Here is a 12,443-nt window from a genome sequence, read left to right as displayed (position 1 = left end):
TTAGTGTATGATGGTGTTTTTGAGGTGCTCCAGTGGCTTCTGTTTCTATCAGCTGTCCCTCCTGTTCAGCTACTGACGGGGTGGTGCGTAACGGCAAAAGCACTGCCGGACATCAGCGCTATCTCTGCTCTCACTGCCGTAAAACATGGCAACTGCAGTTCACTTACACCGCTTCTCAACCCGGTACGCACCAGAAAATCATTGATATGGCCATGAATGGCGTTGGATGCCGGGCAACCGCCCGCATTATGGGCGTTGGCCTCAACACGATTTTCCGCCATTTAAAAAACTCAGGCCGCAGTCGGTAACCTCGCGCATACAGCCGGGCAGTGACGTCATCGTCTGCGCGGAAATGGACGAACAGTGGGGATACGTCGGGGCTAAATCGCGCCAGCGCTGGCTGTTTTACGCGTATGACAGGCTCCGGAAGACGGTTGTTGCGCACGTATTCGGTGAACGCACTATGGCGACGCTGGGGCGTCTTATGAGCCTGCTGTCACCCTTTGACGTGGTGATATGGATGACGGATGGCTGGCCGCTGTATGAATCCCGCCTGAAGGGAAAGCTGCACGTAATCAGCAAGCGATATACGCAGCGAATTGAGCGGCATAACCTGAATCTGAGGCAGCACCTGGCACGGCTGGGACGGAAGTCGCTGTCGTTCTCAAAATCGGTGGAGCTGCATGACAAAGTCATCGGGCATTATCTGAACATAAAACACTATCAATAAGTTGGAGTCATTACCTTACCCGGCGAGATGACGCCACAGGACCGGCGTCTCATTCAGCGGGCGCTCAGGGCTCTGGACCGCCACCTGCATGAGCCCGGCGTAGCCTTCACCTCTACCCACGCCGTACGTGAATGGCTGCGACTGCATATGGCCGCGCTTGAGCGGGAAGAGTTCCGGGTGTTGTATCTGGACAACCAGAATCAGTTGATTGCCCATGAAACGCTCTTCACCGGCACGATTAACCGCACCGAGGTGCATCCCCGGGAGGTGGTCAAACGTGCTCTGCACTTCAACGCGGCGGCGGTGATACTCGCGCATAACCATCCTTCCGGCGAGACGACACCTAGCCAGGCCGACAAAACCCTCACGCAGCGACTGGTTCAGGTGCTTCAGCTGGTGGATATCCGTGTCCCTGACCATCTGATTGTCGGTGGCAGGCAAATCTATTCGTTCGCAGAACACGGTCTGCTTTGAGGTATTACATGAAAATTATCAGTAAACGCAGGGCAATGACGATATACCGCCAGCATCCTGAGTCCCGAATCTTTCGCTACTGCACCGGCAAATACCAGTGGCACGGTAGCGTCTGTCATTACACCGGCAGGGACGTTCCGGATATCGCCGGAGTCCTCGCGGTATACGCCGAACGCCGCCAGGACCGCAATGGGCCCTATACCTGCCTGATGAGCATCACCCTGAACTGACAATAGTGGAGAACTGTAATGAGCAACCCTACCAGGGGCCTGCAGCGGGAGATTACACTGCGCCTGGGAGCCCGTCTGGTGCAGGAAGGCAACCGACTGCATTATCTGGCTGACCGGGCCAGCATCACCGGCAAGTTCAGTGACATCGAATGCCGGAAGCTGGATGAAACATTCCCGCACTTTATCCGCCAGATGGAATCGATGCTGACCACCGGTGAACTCAGCCCCCACCATGCCCACTGCGTTACCCTGTACCACAACGATTTAACCTGCGAAGCCGACACCTTCGGCTCCTGTGGTTACGTTTATCTGGCTGTTTATCCGACGCCCGAAACGAAAAAGTAAATCATCAGAATAATCTTCTGCTCCGGCCTGGTGTTTTCACCACGCCACTTTTCCATTTTTCATCTCTGCATATCAGGAAAATCTTCAGTATGAAAACATTACCCGACACACACGTACGGGAGGCATCGCGCTGCCCGTCTCCCGTCACCATCTGGCAGACACTGCTGTCCCGGTTGCTGGACCAGCATTACGGCCTTACGCTGAATGACACACCGTTCGCCGATGAACGTGTGATTGAGCAGCATATTGAAGCTGGCATTTCACTGTGTGATGCGGTGAACTTTCTCGTTGAAAAATACGCACTGGTACGTACCGACCAGCCGGGATTCAGCGCCTGTACCCGCTCTCAGTTAATAAACAGTATTGATATTCTCCGGGCTCGCAGGGCAACCGGCCTGATGACCCGCGATAACTACAGAACGGTAAATAACATTACCCAGGGGAAGCATCCGGAGGCGAAACAATGAAACTGGCCCTGACGTTGGAAGCCGACAGCATTAATGTGCAGGCACTGAACATGGGGCGAATTGTCGTTGATGTCGATGGTGTTAATCTCACTGAACTGATTAACAAGGTCGCTGAAAACGGTTATTCACTCCGCGTGGTGGAGGAATCCGACCAACAGTCAACCTGCACACTACCACCGTTTGCAACCCTTGCCGGCATACGCTGCAGTACCGCACATATCACGGAAAAGGATAACGCCTGGCTGTACTCGCTGTCACACCAGACCAGTGACTTCGGTGAATCAGAATGGATTCATTTCACAGGTAGCGGATATCTGTTACGTACCGATGCGTGGTCATATCCGGTTCTGCGGCTTAAACGCCTGGGGTTGTCAAAAACGTTCCGTCGTCTGGTTGTCACACTCATCCAACGTTATGGCGTCAGTCTCATTCATCTGGATGCCAGCGCTGAATGTCTGCCGGACCAGCCCACTTTCGATTGGTAACCAGGAACAACATGAAATCATTAACCACGGAAACCGCACTGGATATTCTGATTGCGTGGCTACAGGACAATATCGACTGCGAATCGGGAATTATCTTTGACAACGATGAGGATAGAACGGATTCAGCAGCACTGTTGCCCTGCATCGAACAGGCCCGGAAGGATGTCCGTGCTCTTCGTCATCTGCAGCTTCTGCACCAGAACCGGTGAATATCACTCACCATACTTCATTCCCCTGACGCCAGCCTGAATACAGCTGGCGTTTTCGTTTATAAACCAAAAGGAAAACCGATAATGTCAGACATCACAATCTCCCGTCCGGAAGTGGTCACCGGGCATACGGACGTTATCTGCTCCACCAGTATCCAACACGTTGTGACGGTACGGAATGCAGCACTGCAACAAACCGAAACGCTTATCCGGCAACTGGCAGAAATCTCAGTGCTGACAGCAGGCATTGGCGGCAAAACCGCCCTGGACTGGGCGATGAAACAGAATTTTCGCTGTGGCTGCTGGCTGATGGAAAAACCGGAAGCAGCAATGAAAGCCATCACCCGCAATCTCGATCGAGAAATCTGGCGTGACCTGATGCAACGTTCCGGGATGCTGAGTCTGATGGATGCGCAGGCCCGGGACACATGGTACCGATCACTGGAATATGATAATTTTCCGGAAATCAGTGAAGCGAATATCCTGAGTACATTCGAACAACTGCACCAGAATAAGGATGAGGTGTTTGAGCGAGGGGTGATCAACGTCTTCAGGGGACTGAGCTGGGATTACAAAACCAACTCACCCTGTAAATTTGGCAGTAAAATTATCGTCAACAATCTGGTGAGGTGGGACCGGTGGGGGCTTCATCTGAACAGCGGGCAACAGGCCGATCGACTTGCCGATCTGGAAAGAATGCTACACCTGTTCAGCGGCAAACCGATCCCCGACAACCGGGAAAACATCACTATTCGTCTGGATGGTCACATCCAGTCCGTTCAGGGTAAAGAGCGCTATGAAGACGAGATGTTCATCATTAAATACTTTAAGAAGGGATCTGCACACATCACTTTCAAAAGGCTGGAACTGATTGACAGAATTAACGATATAATAGCCAGGTACTTTCCTTCTGTGCTCTCAGCCTGATCCCGAGTGTGATTCCCTTTCGATATCAAAAGGGACTGCGGGTATAATTGAGGGTACATTTTTAATCAAACCAAATAAATTATATTAATATCAATATGGTAAAAGAAATTTTCGATTCCGAGTCCGGCACCACTATTTAAAGAACCCGCCCTAGAGGCGGGTTTTTGCTTTTATAGTTTCTGATACTTTCCAACCGATCATCTCTCAATATCTTTACTGCTCTACCCCTCACAAAATCCATACGTAAGATTAGTCGTGCCTGTTAACAAGCTGACATCTGGGTTCTATAAGAAGATGGGGTTTAACGTGATGGGATGTACAGAAGTGGACGATCTCGAGCGACAGTACCTGTTACTCAACCCCGTGCACGGATAGCAGGCAATGTGCTGCCGGGAGAGCCTGGTGTGCTGCGCTTCTCAGGCCTGCACACCGGTTACAACATGATGGGCTGGATAAAACGCTACACTGCATCCGGCAGTTCTCACTCCCTGCAGACGCAAAAAAGCCCATCCGGCAGGATGGGCTTCTTCACTTGTTTGATGCCTGGCAGTTCCCTACTCTCGCATGGGGAGACCCCACACTACCATCGGCGCTACGGCGTTTCACTTCTGAGTTCGGCATGGGGTCAGGTGGGACCACCGCGCTACAGCCGCCAGGCAAATTCTGTTTATCAACACACCTCTCGGTCTGTCGATGTAATCTGTAATCAAGCTGAATTTCGATGTCTCATCCGCCAAAACACCTTCGGCGTTGTAAGGTTAAGCCTCACGGTTCATTAGTATCGGTTAGCTCAACGTATCGCTACGCTTACACACCCGACCTATCAACGTCGTCGTCTTCAACGTTCCTTCAGGACCCTTAAAGGGTCAGGGAGAACTCATCTCGGGGCAAGTTTCGTGCTTAGATGCTTTCAGCACTTATCTCTTCCGCATTTAGCTACCGGGCAATGCCATTGGCATGACAACCCGAACACCAGTGATGCGTCCACTCCGGTCCTCTCGTACTAGGAGCAGCCCCCCTCAATTCTCCAGCGCCCACGGCAGATAGGGACCGAACTGTCTCACGACGTTCTAAACCCAGCTCGCGTACCACTTTAAATGGCGAACAGCCATACCCTTGGGACCTACTTCAGCCCCAGGATGTGATGAGCCGACATCGAGGTGCCAAACACCGCCGTCGATATGAACTCTTGGGCGGTATCAGCCTGTTATCCCCGGAGTACCTTTTATCCGTTGAGCGATGGCCCTTCCATTCAGAACCACCGGATCACTAAGACCTGCTTTCGCACCTGCTCGAGCCGTCACTCTCGCAGTCAAGCTAGCTTATGCCTTTGCACTAACCTCCTGATGTCCGACCAGGATTAGCTAACCTTCGTGCTCCTCCGTTACTCTTTAGGAGGAGACCGCCCCAGTCAAACTACCCACCAGACACTGTCCGCAACCCGGATTACGGGTCTACGTTAGAACACCAGCCATTAAAGGGTGGTATTTCAAGGTTGGCTCCATGCAGACTGGCGTCCACACTTCAAAGCCTCCCACCTATCCTACACATCAAGGACCAGTGTTCAGTGTCAAGCTATAGTAAAGGTTCACGGGGTCTTTCCGTCTTGCCGCGGGTACACTGCATCTTCACAGCGAGTTCAATTTCACTGAGTCTCGGGTGGAGACAGCCTGGCCATCATTACGCCATTCGTGCAGGTCGGAACTTACCCGACAAGGAATTTCGCTACCTTAGGACCGTTATAGTTACGGCCGCCGTTTACCGGGGCTTCGATCAAGAGCTTCTCCTTACGGATAACCCCATCAATTAACCTTCCGGCACCGGGCAGGCGTCACACCGTATACGTCCACTTTCGTGTTTGCACAGTGCTGTGTTTTTAATAAACAGTTGCAGCCAGCTGGTATCTTCGACTGATTTCAGCTCCATGAGTAAATCACTTCACCTACATATCAGCGTGCCTTCTCCCGAAGTTACGGCACCATTTTGCCTAGTTCCTTCACCCGAGTTCTCTCAAGCGCCTTGGTATTCTCTACCTGACCACCTGTGTCGGTTTGGGGTACGATTTTGTGTTACCTGATGCTTAGAGGCTTTTCCTGGAAGCAGGGCATTTGTTACTTCAGCACCGTAGTGCCTCGTCATCACACCTCAGCGTTAACAAGACTCCGGATTTACCTGGAATCTCCGCCTACATGCTTAAACCGGGACAACCGTCGCCCGGCTAACATAGCCTTCTCCGTCCCCCCTTCGCAGTAACACCAAGTACAGGAATATTAACCTGTTTCCCATCGACTACGCCTTTCGGCCTCGCCTTAGGGGTCGACTCACCCTGCCCCGATTAACGTTGGACAGGAACCCTTGGTCTTCCGGCGTGCGGGTTTTTCACCCGCATTATCGTTACTTATGTCAGCATTCGCACTTCTGATACCTCCAGCATGCCTCACAGCACACCTTCAACGGCTTACAGAACGCTCCCCTACCCAACAACACATAGTGTCGCTGCCGCAGCTTCGGTGCATGGTTTAGCCCCGTTACATCTTCCGCGCAGGCCGACTCGACCAGTGAGCTATTACGCTTTCTTTAAATGATGGCTGCTTCTAAGCCAACATCCTGGCTGTCTGTGCCTTCCCACATCGTTTCCCACTTAACCATGACTTTGGGACCTTAGCTGGCGGTCTGGGTTGTTTCCCTCTTCACGACGGACGTTAGCACCCGCCGTGTGTCTCCCGTGATAACATTCTTCGGTATTCGCAGTTTGCATCGGGTTGGTAAGTCGGGATGACCCCCTAGCCGAAACAGTGCTCTACCCCCGAAGATGAGTTCACGAGGCGCTACCTAAATAGCTTTCGGGGAGAACCAGCTATCTCCCGGTTTGATTGGCCTTTCACCCCCAGCCACAAGTCATCCGCTAATTTTTCAACATTAGTCGGTTCGGTCCTCCAGTTAGTGTTACCCAACCTTCAACCTGCCCATGGCTAGATCACCGGGTTTCGGGTCTATACCCTGCAACTTAACGCCCAGTTAAGACTCGGTTTCCCTTCGGCTCCCCTATTCGGTTAACCTTGCTACAGAATATAAGTCGCTGACCCATTATACAAAAGGTACGCAGTCACCCCATAAAGAGGCTCCCACTGCTTGTACGTACACGGTTTCAGGTTCTTTTTCACTCCCCTCGCCGGGGTTCTTTTCGCCTTTCCCTCACGGTACTGGTTCACTATCGGTCAGTCAGGAGTATTTAGCCTTGGAGGATGGTCCCCCCATATTCAGACAGGATACCACGTGTCCCGCCCTACTCTTCGAGTTCACAACACATGCACTTTTGTGTACGGGACTATCACCCTGTATCGCCGGACTTTCCAGACCGTTCCACTACCACACATGCTGATTCAGACTCTGGGCTGCTCCCCGTTCGCTCGCCGCTACTGGGGGAATCTCGGTTGATTTCTTTTCCTCGGGGTACTTAGATGTTTCAGTTCCCCCGGTTCGCTTCATTACGCTATGTATTCACGTAATGATAGTGTGACGAATCACACTGGGTTTCCCCATTCGGAAATCGCCGGTTATAACGGTTCATATCACCTTACCGACGCTTATCGCAGATTAGCACGTCCTTCATCGCCTCTGACTGCCAGGGCATCCACCGTGTACGCTTAGTCGCTTAACCTCACAACCCGAAGATGTTTCGTAAAACACTTCAGTGTTGCGAAAATTTGAGAGACTCGGACACACCGCTTTTCATTTCTTGTTTACGGAGAAATGAAACAGTGTGTCGTTTCAATTTTCAGCTTGATCCAGATTTTTAAAGAGCAAAACTTCTTAATGCACTCGAAAGTACATTCAGAAGTTCATCATTCATCAGACAATCTGTGTGAGCACTACAAAGAACGTTTCTTTAAGGTAAGGAGGTGATCCAACCGCAGGTTCCCCTACGGTTACCTTGTTACGACTTCACCCCAGTCATGAATCACAAAGTGGTAAGCGCCCTCCCGAAGGTTAAGCTACCTACTTCTTTTGCAACCCACTCCCATGGTGTGACGGGCGGTGTGTACAAGGCCCGGGAACGTATTCACCGTGGCATTCTGATCCACGATTACTAGCGATTCCGACTTCATGGAGTCGAGTTGCAGACTCCAATCCGGACTACGACATACTTTATGAGGTCCGCTTGCTCTCGCGAGGTCGCTTCTCTTTGTATATGCCATTGTAGCACGTGTGTAGCCCTACTCGTAAGGGCCATGATGACTTGACGTCATCCCCACCTTCCTCCAGTTTATCACTGGCAGTCTCCTTTGAGTTCCCGACCGAATCGCTGGCAACAAAGGATAAGGGTTGCGCTCGTTGCGGGACTTAACCCAACATTTCACAACACGAGCTGACGACAGCCATGCAGCACCTGTCTCAGAGTTCCCGAAGGCACCAAAGCATCTCTGCTAAGTTCTCTGGATGTCAAGAGTAGGTAAGGTTCTTCGCGTTGCATCGAATTAAACCACATGCTCCACCGCTTGTGCGGGCCCCCGTCAATTCATTTGAGTTTTAACCTTGCGGCCGTACTCCCCAGGCGGTCGACTTAACGCGTTAGCTCCGGAAGCCACGCCTCAAGGGCACAACCTCCAAGTCGACATCGTTTACGGCGTGGACTACCAGGGTATCTAATCCTGTTTGCTCCCCACGCTTTCGCACCTGAGCGTCAGTCTTTGTCCAGGGGGCCGCCTTCGCCACCGGTATTCCTCCAGATCTCTACGCATTTCACCGCTACACCTGGAATTCTACCCCCCTCTACAAGACTCTAGCCTGCCAGTTTCGGATGCAGTTCCCAGGTTGAGCCCGGGGATTTCACATCCGACTTGACAGACCGCCTGCGTGCGCTTTACGCCCAGTAATTCCGATTAACGCTTGCACCCTCCGTATTACCGCGGCTGCTGGCACGGAGTTAGCCGGTGCTTCTTCTGCGAGTAACGTCAATTGCTGCGGTTATTAACCACAACACCTTCCTCCTCGCTGAAAGTACTTTACAACCCGAAGGCCTTCTTCATACACGCGGCATGGCTGCATCAGGCTTGCGCCCATTGTGCAATATTCCCCACTGCTGCCTCCCGTAGGAGTCTGGACCGTGTCTCAGTTCCAGTGTGGCTGGTCATCCTCTCAGACCAGCTAGGGATCGTCGCCTAGGTGAGCCGTTACCCCACCTACTAGCTAATCCCATCTGGGCACATCCGATGGCAAGAGGCCCGAAGGTCCCCCTCTTTGGTCTTGCGACGTTATGCGGTATTAGCTACCGTTTCCAGTAGTTATCCCCCTCCATCGGGCAGTTTCCCAGACATTACTCACCCGTCCGCCACTCGTCACCCAAGGAGCAAGCTCCTCTGTGCTACCGTTCGACTTGCATGTGTTAGGCCTGCCGCCAGCGTTCAATCTGAGCCATGATCAAACTCTTCAATTTAAGTTTGATGCTCGTGAATTAAACTTCGTAATGAATTACGTGTTCACTCAGAGACTTGGTATTCATTTTTCGTCTTGCGACGTTAAGAATCCGTATCTTCGAGTGCCCACACAGATTGTCTGATAAATTGTTAAAGAGCAGGTGCGACGCGCTTTAGCGCTCTGTCGCGAGGTGGCGTATATTACGCTTTCCTCTTTCAGAGTCAACCCTCATTTTCAGGTTTTTCTCTTCAACCGAACCGGCTGTTTGTGTGAAGTGATTCACATCTGCCGTGTCGATGGAGGCGCATTATAGGGAGTTTCCCGCGGCCCGCAACCCTTAAATTGCAGAAAAATGACTGACCGCTGCATTCCACAGCAAAACCCCGCCTTATACCCATTTACACACAGAGTTATCCACAATCGTAAGCAAAATAGTGGTCAGCCTCCCTGAAAGAAGTGAAAGCAGATAAGGAAATCTCTATATAAAAAGAGACTCGCTCTACGTTATATATAGAAGAAAAGCCCAGGCAGCCCATGCCCCATCATCCCTACCACCTTTGAATTACGCATCCCATCAGGCGATAATACCCATACAAACCGTGATTCCAGGACCGTGATGAGACACTCTCTGCAACGTACTGCTATACGCAAACGCCCAATGAAGCTCGGCACTACCGTGATCCTCATGGTCAGTGCGGTACTCTTCTCCGTACTGCTTGTCGTTCATCTGATTTATTTCTCGCAAATCAGCAACATGACGCGCGATGCATTAGCGGGTAAAGCGCTTGCGGTCGCACGAACGCTGGCAAACTCCCCGGAGATCCGCCAGGGGCTAATGAAAAAGCCCGAGGAAAGCGGTATTCAGGCGATTGCCCAGGCGGTGAATAAGAGCAACGATTTTTTGTTCATCGTCGTCACCGATATGCAAAGCATTCGTTACTCCCATCCCGAAGCGCAGCGAATCGGTCAGCCGTTTAAAGGCGATGACATTTTGCTGGCCCTGCAAGGGAAAGAGAATGTCGCCATTAATCGCGGATTTCTGGCACAAGCCCTGCGCGTATTTACCCCTATTTATGACGAGCATCACCGGCAGATAGGCGTCGTGTCGATCGGCCTTGAGCTAAGCAGGGTGACTGAGCAGATCAATAACAGCCGTGGCAGCATCTTTTGGTCCATCTTATTTGGCGTGCTGGTTGGGCTGCTCGGCACATGGGTATTTGTCAAAGTCCTCAAGCGTATTCTGTTTGGTCTGGAGCCTTATGAAATCTCCAATCTGTTCGAACAGCGCCAGGCGATGCTGCACTCTATAAAGGAAGGCGTCATTGCCGTTGACGAGTGCGGTGAAGTGACGCTGATAAACCAGGCAGCACAAGAATTGCTGGATTACCACAAATCGCAAGACGATGCCCAGCTCTCCACGCTCAACCACGCATGGTCAAAAGTGGTCGATTTTTCACAGGTACTGCATGACGGAACGCCGCGTCGCGATGAAGAGATCATGGTGAAGGATCGGCTACTCTTAATTAACACGGTTCCGGTACTCAGCAACGGTAAAATCATCGGGGCCATTTCAACATTCAGAGATAAGACTGAAGTCCGAAAATTAATGCAACGACTGGACGGCATGGTCAACTATGCCGACGCACTTCGTGAACGATCCCACGAATTCATGAATAAATTGCACGTGATTCTGGGATTATTGCATCTGAAAAGTTATAAGCAGCTTGAAAATTACATCCTGAAGACCGCGAACAGTTATCAGGAAGAGATTGGCTCACTATTAGGAAAAATAAAATCCCCGGTGATCGCAGGATTTTTACTCAGTAAGATTAATCGCACATCTGATTTAGGCCATAGCCTGGTGATCAGCAATGAAAGCCAGTTGCCGGAAAACAGCAACGAAGATCAGGTGGCTGTGCTGATTACCGTTCTGGGGAATTTAATTGAAAACGCCCTAGAGGCGCTAGGTCAAGAACCTGGTGGCGAGATCAGCGTATCCTTGCATTATCGACACGGCTGGTTGCATTGCGAAGTGAATGACGATGGTCCGGGGATTGCCCCCGAACACATTGAGCACATCTTTGAGAAAGGCGTTTCGTCAAAAGGAACCGAACGGGGCGTTGGTTTAGCACTTGTTAAACAACAGGTTGAAAACGTTGGCGGCAATATTTCCGTCGAGTCAGAACCTGGGATCTTCACCCAATTTTTTGTACAGTTACCGTGGAATGGTGAGAGGGCCAGCAGATGATCAATGTCTTAATTGTCGATGACGATGCAATGGTAGCGGAATTAAACCGCCGTTATGTCGCGCAACTCTCCGGTTTTCATTGCTGCGGCACAGCCTCCACGCTGGAGAAAGCAAAAGAGATAATCTTTCATAGCGGTAATCATATCGATTTGATTTTGCTTGATATTTATATGCAAAAAGAAAACGGTCTGGATCTGTTGCCTGTATTGCACAGCGAAGGTTGCAAGTGTGATGTCATTGTCATCTCTTCCGCCGCTGACGCGACCACCATCAAAGACTCTCTCCACTATGGTGTCGTTGACTACCTGATCAAACCGTTCCAGGCGTCCCGTTTTGAAGAGGCGCTGACCGGCTGGCTACAGAAGAAAACCGAGATGGAAAAGCATCAGTACTATGAACAGTCTGAGCTTGACCAGTTGATTCACGGCAGCTCCTCCAATGAACAGGAAGCGCGGCGCTTACCTAAAGGATTAACGCCACAAACGTTACGCACGCTGTGCCAGTGGATTGATGAGCATCAGGATCAGGAATTCTCCACCGATGAACTGGCCAACGAGGTCAATATCTCGCGCGTTTCTTGCCGTAAATATCTTATCTGGCTCGTCAATTGTCACATCCTATTTACCAGCATCCATTATGGCGTAACCGGTAGACCGGTTTATCGTTACCGCGTTCAGGCTGAACATTACTCATTACTAAAACAATATTGCCAATAAAAACAATTTGGGATTATTTGTTATTTGAAAGTAACAATTATTAAAATAATGAAAAATCCCTACTTTTCTGAATCATGCTGCAGAATTATAAATTTGCGTTAGATCAAATATATTTGTATCCAGCATGTTAAATGTATTATTTTAATATTGATTAACGTCACACTGTTTTTAATTTCAAAATCGCTAACAAAAGT

Annotated in this window: 10 protein-coding genes, 3 rRNA genes and 1 pseudogene; 11 read left to right on the top strand and 3 right to left on the bottom strand. The window is 50.7% G+C overall.

What is annotated here, in order from left to right; all coding sequences use genetic code 11:
* Window positions 1-32: 32 nt before the first annotated feature.
* The 9 genes and pseudogenes from HV334_RS01950 to HV334_RS25205 form a co-directional block, all read left to right on the top strand.
* A protein-coding gene (locus HV334_RS01950) for an IS1-like element IS1B family transposase (protein WP_095033700.1) occupies window positions 33-730 on the top strand; the annotation gives its coding sequence in 2 pieces (ribosomal slippage) (window positions 33-282 and window positions 282-730; 699 coding nt in all).
* Window positions 731-757: 27 nt separating this feature from the next.
* Window positions 758-1,204, top strand: a complete 447-nt coding sequence (locus tag HV334_RS01945) for a RadC family protein (protein WP_128638097.1) — start codon at window positions 758-760, stop codon at window positions 1,202-1,204.
* An 8-nt stretch (window positions 1,205-1,212) separates the two neighbouring features.
* A complete protein-coding gene (locus tag HV334_RS01940; RefSeq protein ID WP_000691994.1) occupies window positions 1,213-1,434 on the top strand; it encodes a DUF987 domain-containing protein in 222 nt (73 codons plus the stop codon).
* Window positions 1,435-1,452: 18 nt separating this feature from the next.
* Window positions 1,453-1,779, top strand: a complete 327-nt coding sequence (gene yafW / locus HV334_RS01935) for a type IV toxin-antitoxin system antitoxin YafW (RefSeq protein WP_001548930.1) — start codon at window positions 1,453-1,455, stop codon at window positions 1,777-1,779.
* A gap of 89 nt (window positions 1,780-1,868) precedes the next feature.
* Entirely contained in the window at window positions 1,869-2,246 is a 378-nt protein-coding gene (locus HV334_RS01930) for a TA system toxin CbtA family protein (protein ID WP_000854726.1), read from the top strand.
* On the top strand, window positions 2,243-2,731 hold the full coding sequence (locus tag HV334_RS01925; RefSeq protein ID WP_001547769.1) for a DUF5983 family protein: 489 nt from the start codon (window positions 2,243-2,245) through the stop codon (window positions 2,729-2,731). The genes HV334_RS01930 and HV334_RS01925 overlap by 4 nt, the downstream gene beginning before the upstream one ends.
* A gap of 11 nt (window positions 2,732-2,742) precedes the next feature.
* Window positions 2,743-2,940, top strand: coding sequence for a DUF957 domain-containing protein (locus tag HV334_RS01920; protein ID WP_000839269.1), 198 nt, complete (start codon window positions 2,743-2,745; stop codon window positions 2,938-2,940).
* A gap of 84 nt (window positions 2,941-3,024) precedes the next feature.
* A complete protein-coding gene (locus HV334_RS01915; RefSeq protein ID WP_001548928.1) occupies window positions 3,025-3,867 on the top strand; it encodes a DUF4942 domain-containing protein in 843 nt (280 codons plus the stop codon).
* Between the two features lie 279 nt (window positions 3,868-4,146).
* Window positions 4,147-4,242: pseudogene (locus HV334_RS25205) on the top strand (GNAT family N-acetyltransferase); the annotation flags it as partial.
* 166 nt (window positions 4,243-4,408) lie between these two features.
* Here HV334_RS25205 and rrf read toward each other — a convergent pair.
* The 3 genes from rrf to HV334_RS01900 all read right to left on the bottom strand — a co-directional run bounded on the left by rrf (window position 4,409) and on the right by HV334_RS01900 (window position 9,304).
* A 5S ribosomal RNA gene (gene rrf, locus HV334_RS01910) occupies window positions 4,409-4,524 on the bottom strand.
* Between the two features lie 97 nt (window positions 4,525-4,621).
* A 23S ribosomal RNA gene (locus tag HV334_RS01905) occupies window positions 4,622-7,528 on the bottom strand.
* 234 nt (window positions 7,529-7,762) lie between these two features.
* Window positions 7,763-9,304 (bottom strand): 16S ribosomal RNA (locus HV334_RS01900).
* The 16S, 23S and 5S rRNA genes sit together here, the layout of an rRNA operon.
* Before the next feature lie 597 nt (window positions 9,305-9,901).
* On the opposite strand from HV334_RS01900, the gene HV334_RS01895 reads away from it, so the two are divergent.
* On the top strand, window positions 9,902-11,533 hold the full coding sequence (locus tag HV334_RS01895; protein ID WP_103767205.1) for a sensor histidine kinase: 1,632 nt from the start codon (window positions 9,902-9,904) through the stop codon (window positions 11,531-11,533).
* Window positions 11,530-12,249, top strand: coding sequence for a two-component system response regulator DcuR (dcuR, locus tag HV334_RS01890; protein WP_016155419.1), 720 nt, complete (start codon window positions 11,530-11,532; stop codon window positions 12,247-12,249). Before HV334_RS01895 ends, dcuR begins: the two co-directional genes overlap by 4 nt.
* Window positions 12,250-12,443: the final 194 nt, after the last annotated feature.

It is taken from the genome of Citrobacter sp. RHBSTW-00944 (assembly GCF_013615435.1).
In the GTDB taxonomy this organism is placed as follows: Bacteria; Pseudomonadota; Gammaproteobacteria; order Enterobacterales; family Enterobacteriaceae; genus Citrobacter; species Citrobacter braakii.
This window is presented reverse-complemented; position numbering and strand designations above follow the sequence as displayed.

Excerpts from the sequence above, each read along its gene's own strand:
- HV334_RS01945 (WP_128638097.1), top strand. The coding sequence starts at position 758 with ATGACGCCACAGGACCGGCGTCTCATTCAGCGGGCGCTCAGGGCTCTG.
- HV334_RS01940 (WP_000691994.1), top strand. The coding sequence starts at position 1,213 with ATGAAAATTATCAGTAAACGCAGGGCAATGACGATATACCGCCAGCAT.
- yafW (WP_001548930.1), top strand. The coding sequence starts at position 1,453 with ATGAGCAACCCTACCAGGGGCCTGCAGCGGGAGATTACACTGCGCCTG.
- HV334_RS01930 (WP_000854726.1), top strand. The coding sequence starts at position 1,869 with ATGAAAACATTACCCGACACACACGTACGGGAGGCATCGCGCTGCCCG.
- HV334_RS01925 (WP_001547769.1), top strand. The coding sequence starts at position 2,243 with ATGAAACTGGCCCTGACGTTGGAAGCCGACAGCATTAATGTGCAGGCA.
- HV334_RS01920 (WP_000839269.1), top strand. The coding sequence starts at position 2,743 with ATGAAATCATTAACCACGGAAACCGCACTGGATATTCTGATTGCGTGG.
- HV334_RS01915 (WP_001548928.1), top strand. The coding sequence starts at position 3,025 with ATGTCAGACATCACAATCTCCCGTCCGGAAGTGGTCACCGGGCATACG.
- HV334_RS01895 (WP_103767205.1), top strand. The coding sequence starts at position 9,902 with ATGAGACACTCTCTGCAACGTACTGCTATACGCAAACGCCCAATGAAG.
- dcuR (WP_016155419.1), top strand. The coding sequence starts at position 11,530 with ATGATCAATGTCTTAATTGTCGATGACGATGCAATGGTAGCGGAATTA.